Raw genomic sequence first — 17,403 nt, forward strand, 5'->3', positions numbered from 1 at the left:
TTTCAACGGATTGGTATAACTGTGCGCATTTGTTTCTTTGCCAATATGTCTGCTCACGCCAACTGGCGTGAGATGTTCGACAAAGTCGAGTTCTATCGCGTTGATATCAGGATACTCAAGGAACTGGGGCACGAAGTGGTGCTTTCCGGCTCTCCCTCGACACTCGACTGGAGGGCAGACCTCTACTACTGCTGGTGGTGGGGGCACTCGCCTTTCCCGCTATTGGCAGGCAAGTTGCGGCGCAAGCCGGTAGTAGTGACGGGTGCGTTCGACTACTCGACATGCCGGAAGGAAATTCCAGGTATGTGCTACCTGGACCGGCCGCTTTGGCAGAAACTGGTGTTGCGGGCGTCGTTGCGGATGGCCGACCGGAACCTGTTCATTTCCAGGTCCGAGTATGACGAGGTTACAGGTAACCTTGCAGTTCGAAACCCTGTTTACGCCACCTTGGCCGTGGACACCGATTACTACTCGCCAGTGGTGCAGGCGCAGGAACCATCTGACTACTTTTTCACGGTAACCTGGACCAGCCGCACCAATGCGATTCGCAAAGGATTGATCCCGAGCATCGAGGCGTTCGCCCGCTTCGCCAAGGATAACCCAACGATTCGTTTTGTCATTGCGGGGAAACATGGGGACTACCTGCCTCAACTGCAGGAGCTTGCTCAATGCTTGGGTGTGGCTGAAAAGGTCCAGTTCGTCGGGATGATTTCCGATGAGGAAAAGCTCAATCACTACCGCAATTGCCTGGCTTATGTGCAACCGACTCTTTATGAGGGGTTTGGACATGCCATAGGTGAGGCCTTGGCATGCGGCGCACGGGTGATCACCTCACCACGCGGGGCAGTGCCGGAAGTAGCGGGTGCATTCGCCAACTGGGTCGAGCCCGACAGCCCGGCGGATATCGCCGCTGCAATGAAGCAGGTGTTGAGCACGCCGTCGAGTCACGAAGACGCCATGGACCGACACCGCTGGATTTCCGGGAACTACTCGATCAACGCGCGCCGCCAGGCACTCAAGCGCATTCTCGATTCTCTGGCCTGACCCGAGAACGGTGTTGAGCGAAAAAACAATTAGACAAGGTGGAACCGTGTGTTAGCTCGCCTCATCAGAATTTTCGAGAGCTCGAGGTTGTTGCAGCTGTTCGTTGTCACCGCCTGCATCCAGGGTGGTGTGATCATCAGTCAGTTTCTCATCGCACCGTTTGTCGAGCCTGCTGTAGTCGGTGTTGTCCGATCGTTGGAAACCATTGTGGCATTGGTCGTGCTGGCCGGTAGCCTCGGTATGCAAAGCATCGCCATCCGCGATACCGCAGCCTGTGCTGAACCGTCCGCGCAGCAAGCGGTGCTGCGCGGGGTGTTCGTGCTGGTCGGTATCACCTCCGCAGTGGTCATACTGGGTATCTTCCTGGCGCACGAGTTCGTGCTTACGACGGCCATCAGCTCCTATGTGTTCGTGACCTGCGGGCTGGTGTTGATAACCAACCTCCTACGTGTCACTACGGGTTATGCGCAAGGAGCGAAAGTAATCAACGAGATTTGCTTCGCGCTGATGTTCGCGACCGGCGCGGGTGTGATATTGACCGTGGCATTGACCCGGCAATACGGAATCCAGGGCTGGATGGCTGCGCGCTATATCACCGAGGCAGTATGCTTGGCGGCTGTCTGGTGGCGCCTGCGGGGCCATGTCGGGCCCGCCTTGCAGGTGTTCAAAGTCAACCGCAGCGAGTTGCTTGCCACGGCAGGCTCCGGGGTGACCATCAATGCCAGTCTGTTTGTGCGATTGTTGGTGGACAGCCTGCCAATATTGATGTTGACGGCGCTCCATGTCAGAACCGAAGAGATTGGTTTCTTCGGTCTTGCGAACCTCAGCCTGGTTCTGGGCCTTCTGCCTCTGGCGATCATTGCCCAGCGCGCAATACCCGATCTGGTCGAACTGCTGGATGACGCGGCAGCACTGTCCGCCAAATTCAATTCGTTCATCAAGTCGATGTTGCTTGTCTCATCAGCAATGGCTGCGGCCCTGGTGATCGCTGCGGGTGGCTGGTTGTTGCTGATTGGTGGTCAATATGAAATGGCAGCCAAGTATGTTGTCGTTCTGGCGCTGAGCCTGCCGTTGAAGGCAGTAGTGCTGGCGTGCGGTACCATGCTGGTCGCGCTTCGGGTCTTTGGTTTGAGTCTCAAGGTCAATATTGTCGAGGGGATACTCGTATTACTGGTCCTTTACTTCGGCATTCCTGAATTCGGTGGGTGGGCTGGCGTCGTTGCTTACGTGGCGGGAACGGTGCTGTCCCTGACGTTGCTGCTGTCAGCGGTGAAGATCCGTATTGCCAACCTCCAGGGAGACGGCGACGATGCAGGCAGGTAATGGCTCGGAACAATGGCAGGCGACACCTGCAAGGAAGAAAGCAGGCTTTGATTGTTTTTCGGCCAGCTTTTTTTTCTTCGTAATCTGGTGTGTGGGTGTGCTGGTACCGCTGTACCCGTTCCTGATGTCGATTGACGGTTTCAGCTTGTTCTGGGACTTCAGCTTTGTCGACAAGGACGGTGCGGTAAACGAGGCACTGTTGATCTATGGCGCAGCCTTGCTGTTTGTGCTTGCGGGTGCCAGCCTGGGACGCAGGTCTCAGCTCAACTTCCCCAGCCGTTCAAGGCTTATCGTAAGGCCGCGCTTTCTCATGCAACGTTCGCTGCTCCTGACGCTCGCGGGGTTGCTGGCGTTCGGGATGATCCTGGTCGTGCTGGGTGGTCTTTCGGGGCTGCTCCAAGGCGCCAGTGACAGGATCAGGGCGTTTGCCGGGCTCAACGGCCTGTTCCTGCTGCAGAACCTTCTGTTGTCGGTTTCGTTGGCATGGTACATCCGCCTTACCGGCGAACAGAAAAGAGCCCACGGCGAGCGACTGATGTTCTGGGCCTATTTTCTCGGCGCGTTGTTTGTCTGTGCGTTGCAAGGACAGAAGTCGACGATATTCATTGCTGTGTTGTCGTTGATGGTCATTCGGCATTACCGGGTCAAGCGAATCAACCTGATCAAGGGTGCGATTCTGGGTGTGGTAATGTTTGTCTCTTTGATGGCATACCACGTGTTCAAGCAAGAATACCTGGCCACTGGCAAGTTCTTTTTCCTCAAGGACGACCAGGGTGTTTTGCTGTCGTTCTTCAACTTCCTGATCACCCAGTTCACCGGCAATCTGATGCAGCTGCAGACCATGACCGTGCTGGTGGACGCCATGCCTGATGGCCTGCCTTGGCAGAATGGATCGACCTTGCTCATGATCGTGCTGATCCTGATTCCGTCGACGCTGTTTCCAGATAAACCGTTGACTGCGGCGGGTGTGTTTACAGGGGCATTCTGGCCCGACAAGTGGTTGCTGGAAGGCACGACGTTGCCGCCGGGAGTATTTGGCGAATTTTACATGAACTTCGGTATTGTCGGGGTTCTGCTGGGTGGTTTGGTACTCGGTTTCGTCTGGGGGCGCCTGTATGGGGCGGTCATCAACAATCCGCTCAATGACCGGGCACTGGGCGCCTATGCGTTGGCAATCGCCTCCATGCTCCATTTATTCCGCGGGGAACTTTCCTCCGTGCTGCTACTGGTGGCCTCCATCTGGCTGCCTTTCCTGCTTTTGAGCTCCAGGCGCAAGGCGCCTGTCAATCACCCGAACTAGAGATACAGGCATGTGCGGAATTTTGGGTTATTTGCATAATGGAACGAAGACGTCGATCGATTTTTCGTCGGCGCTTTCATTCATTCGACGTCGCGGGCCGGACGACCAGGGAATATGGTCCGATACCGACGTTGGCGTATGGTTGGGGCAGGTTCGCCTGTCCATCCTCGATACCACATCGGCGGGGCACCAACCAATGCTGTCCCTCGATGGCCGGGTGGTGATGGTTTTCAATGGCGAAATCTACAACTTCCGCGAACTGCGTGCCGAACTTGAGGCTCAAGGCGAAACATTTACCAGCCAGTCCGACTCGGAAGTGCTGTTGGCACTGTTCTGCCGAGAAGGCATCGCCTGCCTAAACCGCCTCAACGGTATCTTCGCCGTGGTGTTCTGGGAGCGTGATACCCAGACGCTCTGGGTCGCGCGCGACCAGCTCGGGGTCAAGCCGTTGTACGTCTACAATGATGGAGGCTGTTTCGCATTTTCCAGCGAAATGAAAGGCTTGATCAGAGGTGGTTTCATCACCCCCGAGATCGATCCACATGCTGTCTTGGCGCATTTGGGTTACCTGTGGTCGCCGGGCGAGCGCACCATAGTGCGCGACATCAGCAAGGTGCTGCCGGGCCAAGTACTTTGTGTGCGCAATGGCCGCGTAGAAGAAAAATCGTTCTACTACCAGCTGCCGATCAGTGAGCAGCCGTTGACTGAGACGGTCGAGCAGACCGCGGTTGCGGTTGCCGATGCGGTACGAACGGCTGTCAAACGTCAGTTGGTTTCCGACGTTCCACTGGGCTCGTTCTTGTCGGGGGGGCTCGATTCGAGTGCTATCGTTGCCTTCGCCGCCGAAGAAATGCGCGACAAGGAGCGGCTGCAGTGTTTCAGCATCCGTGTGGACAACGGTTCCACCGCCAATGAAGGCTTCGCCGACGACTTGCCCTATGCCGAACGGGTAGCCAAGCACTTGGGTGTCGATCTGCATGTTGTCGGCGTAGGCGACGAGATGATGGATCGCCTGCCGGAAATGGTCTACCTGCTGGATGAACCTACTCCGGACCCGGCTGCCCTGAATGCATTGTTCATATCCGAGCTGGCGAGTCAGAACGGCATCAAGGTATTGCTGTCGGGCGCTGGCGGCGATGACATCTTTACCGGTTACCGCCGGCACTTCGCATTGTCCCAGGAGCGCTGGTGGGGTGGTCTGCCTACGCCTTTGCGCAGTGTTCTGGCCGGCAGCGCCAACCTTCTTCCGGCGTCATCGCCGCTGTCTCGCCGGCTGGGCAAGGCGTTCCGCTACGCGGATCTGCCCGCAGATGACCGCCTGATCAGCTATTTTTTCTGGCTCGAGCCGGAACAAGCTCACGGCCTGCTGGCGCCTGAACTGCGTCGCCAGTTAGCGGCGGACGAGCTGTTCGCGCCATTGCGCGAGACCTTGTCAAGGGTGCCGGCAGGCGCAACACCGCTGGACAAGATGCTGACGCTTGAATGTAAGCACTTCCTGACTGACCACAACCTCAACTACACCGACAAGATGGGCATGGCCACTGGTGTTGAGGTACGGGTACCACTGCTGGACATGGACCTGGTGCGCCTGGCTGGCAAGCTGCCGTCCGAGGTCAAGCAGAAAGGGCGAGAAGGCAAGTGGATCTTCAAGAAGGCCATGGAACCCTACCTGCCACACGACATTATCTACCGTCCAAAAACCGGATTTGGCGTGCCATTGCGCAACTGGCTGCAGGGGCGCCTGAAACCGCTGGTCGACGAAGTCCTGTCGCCTGCATCGCTGCGCAAACGTGGCATTTTCGACCCAGAAGCGGTTGCCCGTCTGATCGCCGCCGACCGTGCAGGGCGCATCGACGCGGCATACACCTTGTTCGGCATCGTCTGCATGGAGCTGTGGTGCAAGCAGTACCTGGACGGCAATTTCGCGCTTGACGGCTAAGGTAGTCGCGCCAGGTCCAGGCAGGTTGAGCACATACGTGCACCCTGCCAAGGGCCATGGCCTCAGGTGCTGTTTTTTTCAACTTTATTGGTGGCATTTCATGAAGCAAGTTGTTCAGAACATGGCGAGCGGCGAGACATCCCTGGTTCAGGCCCCGGTGCCTGGCGTTCGCAGTGGTGCGCTGCAGATCAATACCAGCCGCACGCTGATTTCAGCCGGTACCGAGCGGATGCTAGTAGGTTTCGGCAAGGCCAACTGGATCGAAAAAGCGCGCCAGCAACCCGACAAAGTGCGCATGGTGCTGCAAAAAGTGCAGACCGATGGCCTGGCCACGACTATCGAAGCGGTGCAGTCCAAACTGGCCCAGCCGCTGCCTCTGGGCTACTGCAACGTCGGTGTCGTTGCGGCGACCGGAGCGGGCGTTTCGGGCTTCAAGGCAGGCGATCGTGTCGTTTCCAATGGGCCGCACGCTGACGTTGTGGTGGTGCCGAAGAACCTTTGCGCGCTGATTCCGGATTCCGTAAGCGATGAGGCTGCATCGTTCACAGTCCTTGCCAGTATCGGCCTGCAAGGGATTCGGCTGGCTCAGCCGACTCTGGGTGAGGCGTTCGTCGTCACCGGCGTTGGCTTGATCGGCCTGGTCACCGTGCAACTGCTGCGGGCGCAGGGTTGCCGCGTACTGGCCATCGATTTCGATGAGCAGAAGCTGGCGCTGGCGCGCAACTACGGTGCCGAGACCTGCAACCCAGGCAAGGGCGAAGATCCGGTAGCTGCAGGCATGGCTTTCAGCCGGGCACGAGGGGTTGATGGCGTCATCATCACAGCCTCCACGAAATCGTCGGACCCGGTTACCCAAGCGGCGAACATGTGCCGCAAGCGCGGCCGCATCGTGCTGGTAGGGGTGACGGGCCTGGAGTTGAATCGAGCTGACTTCTACGAGAAGGAGCTGTCTTTCCAGGTTTCGTGCTCCTACGGTCCGGGCCGCTACGATCCTACTTACGAGGAGCAGGGTAATGACTTCCCCATTGGCTTCGTACGATGGACCGAACAGCGCAATTTCGAGGCCGTTCTGGACATGCTTGCCAGTGGCCAACTGGATGTCGGGCAACTGATTTCCCACCGCTTTGCCTTTGAAGATGCGGCGGATGCATACCAGACGCTGACCAGTGAAAACTCGGCCCTGGGTATCGTACTCGAGTATCACTCGGCTCCCCAGGAGCGGCACGTAAAAGATGTCACCCTGGTGCCTCAGTCGAACATCGCTTTCGACCCGGTCAAACCAGTGGTCGGATTCATCGGTGCTGGCAACTATGCATCGCGGATGCTGATTCCGGCGTTCAAGGCCGCCGGTGCACAATTCCATACCATTGTCACCGCCGGTGGCCTCAATGGCGTCATTCACGGCAGCAAGGCCGGTTTCGCCCATGCCTCCACGGATGTCGGCGCGATGTTGGCCGACCAGACCATCAACACCGTGGCTATCGTCACCCGGCACGACAGCCATGCACGCTTCGTGTCCCAAGTGCTGGAAGCCGGCAAGCACGTGTTCGTCGAGAAGCCTCTGGCAATCGATGAGCAGGGCTTGGCTGATGTGCAGGCCGCGTACGACCTGGCTGTGCAGAAGGGGCTCAAGCCGCACCTGATGGTGGGCTTCAATCGCCGCTTCTCGCCTCAGGTGCAAAAAATGAAGGCGCTTCTGACTGCGGTAAAAGAGCCCAAGTCGCTGATAATGACCATGAACGCGGGTGCCATTCCTGCGGATCACTGGACTCAGGACGAAGCTGTGGGCGGCGGGCGGATCATAGGCGAAGCCTGCCATTTCATCGATCTGATGCGCTTCCTGGTGGGCAGCCCGATCGTTTCGATCCAGGCACGCCGCATGGGCGACTCGCCCGCAGTGGCCGTCACCGAAGACAAGGCATCGATCACGCTAGGTTTCGAGGATGGCTCGTTTGGCACCATCCATTATCTGGCAAACGGCGCTGCGAGCTTCCCCAAGGAGCGCGTAGAGGTGTTCGCTGCCGGGCGCGTGCTGCAACTGGACAACTTCCGCAAACTCAAGGGCTTTGGCTGGCCAGGGTTCAGCAAGCTCAATCTGTGGAAGCAGAACAAGGGCCAATCCGAATGTGCCGCAGCGTTCCTCGCGGCGGTAGGGCAGGGCAAGGCAACGCCAATCCCGAGCGATGAAATCTTCGAAGTGGCGCGGGTGAGTGTCGAAGTGGCGCGGATGCTTCGCGCGCAATGAGTCTGTTCATCGTAAAAGCTAGAACCGCGCTGGCGCTTGGCCCCGGCAATCTTTGCCGGGCGCTGGGATACCGTCTGGGGGTGAAAACCGGGCTCAACCCTGTGCGCCGGCTTACCGCCGAAGTGCCCTCGGGGCCATTCTTCGCTCAGCCCTTGCGGCAGGTAGAAAACCTGCCGGGCAGCGGACAATGGGCGCGCGAGATCCGCTACTATGGCCTGTGGCCCGTCACCGTGGGCGAGGCTCCGCCGGACTGGCACCTGAACCCCCTGACCGGGGTTCGGGTACCTTCCCCGGAACGTGAGTGGTGGCGTATCGCTGATTTCGATCCCGCTGTCGGCGACATCAAAAGCATCTGGGAAGCTTCGCGACTCGACTGGGTACTGGCTTTTACCCAGCGCGCTTGCAACGGTGACAATGCAGCCATTGCACAGTTGAACCAATGGCTTGCGCATTGGTGCGAGCACAATCCGCCTTATCATGGGCCGAACTGGAAGTGCGGGCAGGAGGCGTCCATTCGTGTCCTGCACTTGGCCATGAGCGCTGTCATGCTCGATCAGCACGAGCAGATTCAGCCGGGCCTGGCGGCCATGATCGAAGTGCATCTGAAGCGGATCAAGCCCACCATCAGCTACGCCATGGCCCAGGACAACAACCACGGAACCTCAGAGGCAGCGGCGTTGTACGTCGGTGGTAGTTGGTTGATGAAGAACAATCACCCCGCCGGTGAGCGTTGGTACCTGGCCGGGCGCTGCTGGCTGGAGAATCGGGCTGCGCGCCTGATCGAGCTTGATGGCAGTTTCAGCCAGTATTCGGTCAATTACCACCGGGTGATGCTCGATACCTTTTCAATGGTCGAGGTTTGGCGACGCAAGCTCGAACTTCCGGCTTTCAGTGCTGATTTTCAAGCAAAGGCGCGGGCTGCGGCGAACTGGCTGTTCACCTTTGTCGACGAGGCTAGCGGTGACGCTCCCAACATCGGGGCGAATGATGGCGCACGCTTGCTGCCTTTGACCGACACTGACTACCGCGACTTCCGCCCTTCGGTGCAATTGGCAATGGCGCTGTTCTGCGGTCAGCGTGCCTATGCCGAGGCCGGGCCTTGGGACCTCCCGCTGCAATGGCTGGGCCTGCAGGCACCCTTGGCGCAAGCCGAGCGACCAGGTAGCCAGCAATTCGATCAGGGCGGCTATGCCGTGCTGCGCCAAGGCGGCAGTACAGCAGTGTTGCGTTATCCGCGTTTTCGCTTCCGGCCTGGCCAGGCTGACGCCCTGCACTTGGACCTTTGGCGCAACGGGCGAAACCTGCTGCGCGATGCTGGCAGTTTCAGCTACAACGTCGAGGCCAAGTGGCTACGTTACTTCCCAGGCACTGGAAGTCATAACACGGTGCAGTTCGATGACCGTGACCAGATGCCCAAGCTCAGCCGGTTCCTGTTCGGTGACTGGCTGCAGACCTGTCGCCTTGATCCGCTGGCCCGCGGGGATGGCTTTACGACCTGCACTGCCGCCTACCGGGATGGCAAGGGCGCCGAGCATTCACGCCATATCAGTCTGGGAGATGACGGCTTGCAGGTGCGTGATCGGGTGGCTGGTTTCGCTTCCAGGGCCGTCTTGCGCTGGCGGCTGGAACCGGGAGACTGGGTGCTGCAGGAAAACGCTGTAAGTAACGGTTCGCAGCGGCTGTCGGTGACAAGTGACGTGCCTATCGTGCGCTGTGAACTGGTGGAAGGGTGGGAGTCCCGTTACTACCTTGAGAAAACACGTGTACCAGTGCTTGAAGTCGAAGTGGCAACAGCTGGAGTCTTGATTACGGAGTATCACTGGTAACCATGAGAATTCTCTATTTTCATCAGCATTTCTCGACCCCCAAGGGCGCCACGGGAATTCGCTCCTACGAGATGGCCCGACGCCTGGTTGCCCAGGGTCATCAGGTGACCATGGTCTGCGGCAGCTATGGTGGCGGTAATACCGGGCTCAGTGGGCCTTTCCTGTCCGGTAAGCGTCAAGGCCAGGTTGAAGGCATCGATGTCATCGAGTTCGACCTCGCTTACGCCAACAGTGATGGTTTCCTCAAGCGTGCTGTCAGTTTCCTCAAATTTGCCCTGCGCAGCATCGGGGTGGCGCTGACTGCCAAATATGACCTGGTCTTCGCGACCACTACGCCACTGACGGCGGGTATTCCAGGTATCTTCGCACGCTGGCTGCGCAACAAGCCCTTTGTCTTCGAAGTTCGCGACCTGTGGCCTGAATTGCCAAAGGCCATGGGGGTGATCCGCAATCCCCTGGTGCTCTGGGGCATGTCGTTACTTGAGTGGGCCAGCTATCGCTCGGCACATCGCCTGGTCGGCTTGTCGCCCGGCATTGTAGAAGGCATCGTTTCGCGGGGGGTCGACCCTGCCAAAGTGGCGATGATACCTAACGGCTGTGATCTTGAAATCTTCGATGCCCCGGCCCAGCCATGGCGTCCGCAAGGTGTTGACGACAGCCATCTCATGGCGGTTTTTGCCGGTACCCATGGCATGGCCAACAAGCTCGATGCGGTGCTGGATGCTGCTGCACGGTTGAAAGCCCGCGGCCGTGACGATATCCGCCTGGTATTGATTGGCCAGGGCAAGCTCAAGCCGGCGCTGGTGAGCCGAGCCAAGGCCGAAGGCCTGGACAACGTGGTCTTCCATGACCCGGTGAACAAGGAGCGGCTGGCCGGGTTGATGGCCAGCGCCGATCTGGGGCTACAGGTACTGGCCAACGTGAAGGCGTTCTACTTCGGGACTTCGCCAAACAAGTTCTTTGACTACATTGCCTCGGGCCTGCCGGTGCTCAACAATTATCCAGGTTGGCTTGCTGAGATGATCGTCAGCGAGGACTGTGGATTCGCGGTTGCGCCCGAAGATCCGGATGCGTTCGCCGATGCCCTGGAGCAGGCGGCATCTGATCGCGGAGCACTCAAGGCCAAGGGCGAGCGAGGCCGACAGCTGGCGGCGCGCAGCTTCGATCGCAAGCTGCTGGCCGGGCAGTTTGTCCAGTGGCTGGAAGGAGTCAAGTAATGTTGAAACGTCTCTTCGACCTGACAGCCGCTGCCGTTGCCTTGCTGTTGCTTTCGCCTGTCATCGCCTTGGTGGCGTGGAAGGTACGCAAGAACCTGGGCGCGCCCGTGTTGTTCCGCCAACAACGCCCCGGGCGTGATGGCAAACCGTTCGAGATGGTCAAGTTCCGTACCATGCGCGATGCAGTCGATGCACAGGGTAATGTTTTGCCTGATGCTCAGCGCATGACGCCGTTCGGTGGCTTCCTACGGTCGTCAAGCCTTGATGAGTTGCCGGAGCTGTGGAATGTGCTCAAGGGCGAGATGAGCCTGGTCGGTCCCCGGCCGCTGTTGATGGAATACCTGCCACTGTATTCGCCTGAACAGTACCGCCGCCATGAAGTGCGCCCAGGGGTGACAGGTTGGGCGCAGATCAATGGCAGAAATGCCCTTGGCTGGGAGGACAAGTTCAAGCTCGACGTCTGGTATGTGGAAAACCGAAGCTTCTGGCTGGACCTCAAGATTCTTTTCCTCACGGTAAAGAAAGTCGTGAAGAAGGACGGCATCAGTGGTGATGGCGAGGTTACCATGAGTAAGTTCACCGGGAATCGGCCATGAGGCGTCTGGCGATCCTGGGGGCCAGCGGGCATGGCAAGGTACTGGCCGACATCGCCGAGCTGTGTGGTTGGCCTGAAGTCGTGTTCTACGACGATGCCTGGCCGGCGCGGCAGGTTAACGGCCATTGGCCCATTGTCGGTGACAGCGCTGCGCTGCTTGCGCAGCTGTCGAGTGTCGAGGGGGTCATCGTCGGCATCGGCAACAATCAGGTTCGCCACGACAAGCAGCGCCAGCTCGCGGCGGTCGATGCGCCGATTGTCTCGTTGATCCACCCGCAGGCGGTCATCAGCCCGCGCAGTGCGATAGGCATCGGTAGCGTGGTTATGGGCGGTGTCGTGGTCAACATCGATTCACGTATAGGTGATGGCGCCATCCTGAATACAGGCTGTAGCGTCGATCATGATAATCTGCTGGGCGATTTCGTTCACTTGAGCCCCGGTGCTCGCCTGGCGGGTGGTGTGACCGTAGGCGATCTCACTTGGGTCGGCATTGGTGCCTGCATCCGTCAGATGATCCAGGTTGGATCTCGCGTGGTGATCGGTGCCGGTGCTGTAGTCGTCAAACCTGTAGCCGACGGCATCACTGCCGTGGGCGTTCCCGCACGTTCGCTGGCCAGCTCGAGCTGAGCGTGCCGATGCTGACCGAATAATGGACTTACTGCTATGTTGAATACCGCTTTTTCTCCGTGGCCATCCTTCACCGAAGAAGAGGCCAATGCTGTTCGTGACGTGATTCTTTCCAACAAGGTCAACTATTGGACCGGGCAGGAGTGTCGGGAGTTCGAACGGGAATTCGCCAAGTGGGCGCAGTGTGAGCATGCCGTTGCCGTCGCCAATGGCACGGTCGCACTGGACCTTGCGCTCAAGGCACTGGGTATCGGGACTGGTGACGAAGTGATCGTCACTTCCCGTACCTTCCTGGCTTCGGTCTCGTCGATCGTCAATGCCGGTGCCGTGCCGGTTTTTGCCGATGTCGATCGCGATTCGCAGAACATCACCGCCGAGACGATTCGTGCCGTACTGACCGAGCGCACCCGCGCGGTCATTTGCGTGCATCTGGCAGGTTGGCCATGTGATATGGACCCTATCATGGCGCTGGCCACGGAAAAGGGGCTCAAGGTCATCGAGGATTGCGCCCAGGCCCATGGCGCGCTGTACAAAGGTCGCTCGGTCGGCTCGATTGGGCACGTGGGCGCCTGGTCCTTCTGCCAGGACAAGATCATGACCACCGGTGGCGAAGGTGGCATGGTAACCACCAATGACAAGGCTTTGTGGTCTGCCATGTGGTCTTACAAAGATCATGGCAAGAGCTGGGAGGCAATTTACGAGCGCCAGCACGCGCCAGGCTTCAGATGGCTGCACGAGAGCTTCGGTACCAACTGGCGGATGCTCGAGGTCCAGGCAGTAATCGGCCGGCTGCAATTGCAGCGGATGCCACAGTGGCAGGCACAGCGCAGTGAATATGCTCAGCGCATTGAGGCAACGGCCGCTCGGCTGCCGGGCTTGCGCGTGCCACAGGTTCCTCACGACATTCGTCATGCAGCCTACAAATGTTACGTTTTCGTTGAGCCGCAAGCGCTCGCTGAAGGCTGGAACCGCGATCGTATTGCCCGGGAAATCAACGAGGCCGGTGTGCCTTGCTACTCCGGGTCCTGCTCCGAAGTTTATCTTGAGAAAGCCTTCGACGGTACTGGATGGCGTCCGGAGCAGCCGCTGCCGATCGCCCATGAGCTGGGCGAGACCAGTCTGATGTTCCTTGTCCATCCGACCCTGACCGGCCGAGAGGTTGAACTGACCTGCGAAGTCCTGGCCTCGGTGATGGGGCGAGCGGTGGCTCGTTGATTCACAAAGTGCCAAGGTGTGGAATGCTATTGAGGGATATATGGACAAGATTCGCTCAGGGTTGCTGAACCTGAACCGCAGCCAGAAGCGGCTGCTTCAGGTGGCTACCGATGTGATGCTGGTATGGATTGCCCTTTGGTTGGCATTCGCCGTCCGGCTCGGGGTCAGTGAAATGGACAATCCGATCACGGAGCATCCGTGGTTGTTCTTGAGTGCGCCATTGACAGCCATTCCTTTGTTCATCCGCTTTGGCATGTATCGCGCAGTGATGCGCTATCTGGGCAATGATGCGTTGATCGCCATCGTCAAGGCCGTGACGCTTTCGTCGCTGATACTTGGCCTAGTGATTTTCTGGTACAGCAATCACCGCCCCCTGGTGCCGCGCTCGATCGTATTCAACTACTGGTGGCTCAGCCTGATCATGGTCGGAGGCTTGCGTCTGGCCATGCGTCAGTACTTCCTCGGTGACTGGTTCGGTATGCCACCGCATGCACCCTTTGGAACCCGCGACAATGGTTTACCCAAAGTGGCCATCTACGGTGCGGGTGCGGCAGGCAATCAGCTGGTTGCGGCATTGAGGATGGGCAAGGTGATGCGACCGGTTGCGTTCATCGATGATGACGCCAGTATCACTGACCGAGTGATCTCTGGCCTGCATGTCTACAGCCCTGCCCAGATTCAGCAGATGATCGAACTGACTGGCGCCGAGGAACTGTTGTTGGCGTTGCCTTCTGTGAGCCGCGCCCGCCGACGCGAGATTCTTGGTTTCCTTGAAGGTTTGCCGCTCCATGTGCGCAGTGTGCCCGGGTTCATGGACCTTGCCAGCGGGCGGGTCAAAGTCGACGATATCCAGGAGGTCGACATTGCCGACCTGCTTGGCCGGGATGCGGTTCCGGCGCAGAAGGACCTGCTGTCTCGATGTGTGCACAGCCAGGTGGTGCTGGTAACCGGTGCGGGAGGCTCGATCGGTTCGGAACTGTGCCGGCAAATTCTTACGCTCAAGCCCCGCGTACTGCTGTTGCTTGAGCACAGTGAGTTCAACCTTTACAGCATTTTGTCAGAGCTGGATCAGCGCGTGGCACGAGAGTCGTTGTCGACCAAGGTGCTACCGATCCTCGGGTCGGTACGCAATCCGCACCAGTTGCTTGACGTCATGCGTACTTGGCACGTTGATACGGTTTATCACGCGGCAGCCTATAAGCACGTGCCGATGGTCGAGCACAACATTGCCGAAGGCATCCATAACAATGTCTTCGGCACCCTAAATACCGCGCAGGCTGCGGTTCAGGCGGGTGTGCCCAACTTCGTGCTGATTTCCACCGACAAGGCGGTGCGCCCGACCAACGTAATGGGCAGTACGAAGCGTTTGTCGGAGATGGTGCTGCAGGCCCTGAGCAAGGAAATCGCTCCGGTACTGTATGGCGACAACGGCAACGTTGCCCAGGTCAACAAAACCCGCTTTACCATGGTGCGTTTCGGCAACGTGCTCGGCTCCTCGGGTTCAGTCATCCCGTTGTTCCATCGGCAGATCAAGGAAGGTGGTCCGGTCACGGTCACGCACCCGAAGATCACCCGCTATTTCATGACAATTCCCGAAGCGGCGCAACTGGTTATCCAGGCCGGGTCGATGGGGCAGGGGGGGGATGTCTTCGTTCTGGATATGGGCGAGCCTGTGAGGATCGTGGAGCTGGCCGAGAAAATGATTCACCTGTCCGGCTTTAGCGTGCGTTCGGAGCGCAGCCCACACGGCGACATCGCCATCGAGTTCACCGGCCTGCGCCCAGGGGAGAAACTCTACGAGGAGCTGCTGATCGGTGACAACGTGATACCCACAGAGCACCCGATGATCATGAGTGCTGCCGAGGACTTCCTGCCGTGGGATGCGCTCAAGGAGGCTTTGAAACAATTGCTTTACGCTGTAGAAGACGATGACTTCGCGAGAGTGCGGCAATTGCTGCGGGAAACCGTAATTGGTTATATGCCTGAAGGTGAGATTGTTGACTGGATTTATCAGCAGCGTCGCTTGGAGTTGTGAGGGGTAGACGCTAAGCAGCTTAAATAAAGGTTCTTGCTGCGGTAAGGGCCTTTATTTTTATACTGGGAATAATTCGGTTTCCTGATAATCCGCAAATTATGGGGTTGTAAAATCCCGCTCAAGGTAGCGACAGAAGGCCCGTTAGAGGCAGCTGATGAGTGTCGCTGGAACGTTTAAATAGGGCAGTTCAGGCATGAAGCAAGAAAGAAGTCACGCTTTTTTTGCGCCTTTGGAGTCGGCGCGTGGTTTGGCAGCAATATTGGTAGCCGCATTTCACATAGGACAGGCACTCTTCCTGACTGAGTATGGAGTGCGTGACCAGCTAATCAGCAGCAACGAGCAGTCAGGTGGTTGGCAGTCGTGGTTATCTTATTTTTATGGGGTTTTTGCCGCAGGTGGCCCGCTGTCGCCGCCGGTACTGTTCTTTTTCGTGTTGAGCGGTTTTGTTCTGAGCTACTCGCTGGATAGGAGTGGTATTTCAGGTAAGCACGCAATCGAGTTCTGCATTCGACGTGTTTTCAGAATATACCCTGCAGCCATTGCCACTGTTATTTTGTTCTGGCTGCTGAATAGCGTGTTCGGCATGCGTCTATCATTGGACTTCGGTTTAACTGAAGTCATTCAGAACTCCTTGTTGCTGGACGTCTCCATCAATGGTGTGATGTGGACGTTGCAGACTGAACTGATAGGTGGGCTATTGGTGCTCTTAGCCATGGCCGTAGTTTCTCTAGTTGGTCGGCGTAGTATGCTTTTGATGTGTAGCGCTTTTGCTATGCTTTCATTGTTCAGTTTCTGGTACGAATATGACCCATTCGGCACCTCATGGTCGAGAACCGCTTATCTGCATACGTTCCTTTTCGGCTCACTTGCCTTCTTATATGGCAGAGATATTCTTCGAGCTGTCAAGTGTCATGGTGCAATGCTGATAATAGCGGCTTTGATATTTTTCTTCGCTATTCAGTTCATAGTAGGTACGCAAAATCCGATTCCTTACAGGAGCTCGTTGATATCCTTTGCAATCATCGTTCAGGCTGCTGCTGCGGCAATGATTGTCGTGATTCTGGCATATGCCGATGTTAGCGCCACGCGGTTCCTGAGTTCCCGCGTACTCACCTTTTTCGGGCGGATCTCATTCAGTCTATACCTTCTGCATCCCATGACACTGATGCTGGTCTGGTCTTCCCCGGACTCAACAGATTACGCACCAATGTTGATCGGCAAGCTGATTGCATTTGGATTGCCTAACGCAGTGGTTGCCATGATACTCGCGGTGCTCAGTGTTCTGTACATTACGCCGTTGGCCTATCTGTTCTGGCGTTACATCGAGATGCCGGTCAGCGAGTTTTGCAAGCGCTGCTTGGATGGTAAGGGACTCAAAGATGAGTCGCTCAGAAAAAAAATGCACCATGCCGTTCCTGCGCAAATATTCGCGAGTGCTGTCGTGATTTTCATCACCTTCAGTGCTACAGCGGTTTACGCGTTTGCGAGCGGCAGTAAGCCGGCGTCCAGTTGTGCAGATGATTTCTCTCTAGCTACGACTATAAGCGGGGAGGCCGGAATAGCAGTAGGCAGCACTGAAAGGGCGACCAGTCAAGTGGGGGAGTTGGGGCATGTGCCATTTTCCAAACCTTACCATTCTGTTTGGTGCAAATGGACTGCACCTGCCAGTGGTCTATATGCCTTCGAGACAACGGGCTCTGACTTCGATACGGTGTTGGCTGTTTATGCAAGCACCAGTATGAACTCCATGCCGGTCATTTTTGCCAATGACAATAGGTCAGAAACCGATTTTACGAGCCGTGGTGAGTTCAAGGCGGAACAGGGTACGACCTACTCAATTGCCGTGGATGGCAGCCAGGGCAGTCAAGGCGCGTACGTCCTGAAATGGTCGAAGGTGGACAAGTAGTCAGGACCGCTCCTGTTTAGGATGAAATCACCGATAGCCTTCCAACAAAGGCTATCGGTCTATGACCTGGGCAAAGATTAGTGTAGTCCCGAGTTATGGCTAGTTTACAAAGTGACGTACCGATAGTCCGT

12 protein-coding genes are annotated in these 17,403 nt (G+C 57.6%); all 12 read left to right on the forward strand.

Annotation, left to right across the window (positions count from 1 at the left end; translation table 11 throughout):
• Window positions 1-72 precede the first annotated feature (72 nt).
• Window positions 73-1,044, forward strand: a complete 972-nt coding sequence (locus APH27_RS00875; RefSeq protein ID WP_256250539.1) for a glycosyltransferase — start codon at window positions 73-75, stop codon at window positions 1,042-1,044.
• A gap of 87 nt (window positions 1,045-1,131) precedes the next feature.
• Window positions 1,132-2,367 (forward strand): lipopolysaccharide biosynthesis protein, encoded by a 1,236-nt coding sequence (locus APH27_RS00880; protein ID WP_256250540.1) that lies wholly within the window; start codon window positions 1,132-1,134, stop codon window positions 2,365-2,367.
• A complete protein-coding gene (locus APH27_RS00885) occupies window positions 2,354-3,667 on the forward strand; it encodes an oligosaccharide repeat unit polymerase (RefSeq protein ID WP_060483747.1) in 1,314 nt (437 codons plus the stop codon). Before APH27_RS00880 ends, APH27_RS00885 begins: the two co-directional genes overlap by 14 nt.
• A 10-nt stretch (window positions 3,668-3,677) precedes the next feature.
• A complete protein-coding gene (asnB, locus tag APH27_RS00890; RefSeq protein WP_060483748.1) occupies window positions 3,678-5,606 on the forward strand; it encodes an asparagine synthase (glutamine-hydrolyzing) in 1,929 nt (642 codons plus the stop codon).
• 100 nt (window positions 5,607-5,706) lie between these two features.
• Complete coding sequence (locus APH27_RS00895; protein ID WP_060483749.1) at window positions 5,707-7,851, forward strand: bi-domain-containing oxidoreductase; 2,145 nt, start codon at window positions 5,707-5,709, stop codon at window positions 7,849-7,851.
• Window positions 7,848-9,677: a heparinase II/III-family protein gene (locus APH27_RS00900; RefSeq protein WP_060483750.1), complete on the forward strand. Its 1,830-nt coding sequence runs from the start codon at window positions 7,848-7,850 to the stop codon at window positions 9,675-9,677. The genes APH27_RS00895 and APH27_RS00900 overlap by 4 nt, the downstream gene beginning before the upstream one ends.
• Window positions 9,678-9,679: 2 nt before the next feature.
• On the forward strand, window positions 9,680-10,894 hold the full coding sequence (locus tag APH27_RS00905; protein WP_060483751.1) for a glycosyltransferase family 4 protein: 1,215 nt from the start codon (window positions 9,680-9,682) through the stop codon (window positions 10,892-10,894).
• Window positions 10,894-11,490, forward strand: coding sequence for a sugar transferase (locus APH27_RS00910; protein WP_060483752.1), 597 nt, complete (start codon window positions 10,894-10,896; stop codon window positions 11,488-11,490). The genes APH27_RS00905 and APH27_RS00910 overlap by 1 nt, the downstream gene beginning before the upstream one ends.
• On the forward strand, window positions 11,487-12,116 hold the full coding sequence (locus tag APH27_RS00915) for an acetyltransferase (RefSeq protein WP_060483753.1): 630 nt from the start codon (window positions 11,487-11,489) through the stop codon (window positions 12,114-12,116). The genes APH27_RS00910 and APH27_RS00915 overlap by 4 nt, the downstream gene beginning before the upstream one ends.
• A gap of 36 nt (window positions 12,117-12,152) precedes the next feature.
• On the forward strand, window positions 12,153-13,331 hold the full coding sequence (locus APH27_RS00920) for a DegT/DnrJ/EryC1/StrS aminotransferase family protein (protein WP_060483754.1): 1,179 nt from the start codon (window positions 12,153-12,155) through the stop codon (window positions 13,329-13,331).
• A 40-nt stretch (window positions 13,332-13,371) separates the two neighbouring features.
• Window positions 13,372-15,366 carry a nucleoside-diphosphate sugar epimerase/dehydratase gene (locus APH27_RS00925; RefSeq protein WP_060483755.1) on the forward strand — a complete coding sequence of 665 codons (1,995 nt, stop codon included), beginning with the start codon at window positions 13,372-13,374 and terminating at the stop codon, window positions 15,364-15,366.
• Window positions 15,367-15,559: 193 nt separating this feature from the next.
• Window positions 15,560-17,272, forward strand: coding sequence for an acyltransferase (locus tag APH27_RS00930; RefSeq protein WP_060483756.1), 1,713 nt, complete (start codon window positions 15,560-15,562; stop codon window positions 17,270-17,272).
• Window positions 17,273-17,403: the final 131 nt, after the last annotated feature.

Source organism: Pseudomonas sp. NBRC 111123, from assembly GCF_001320205.1.
Classification (GTDB): Bacteria; Pseudomonadota; Gammaproteobacteria; order Pseudomonadales; family Pseudomonadaceae; genus Aquipseudomonas; species Aquipseudomonas putida_J.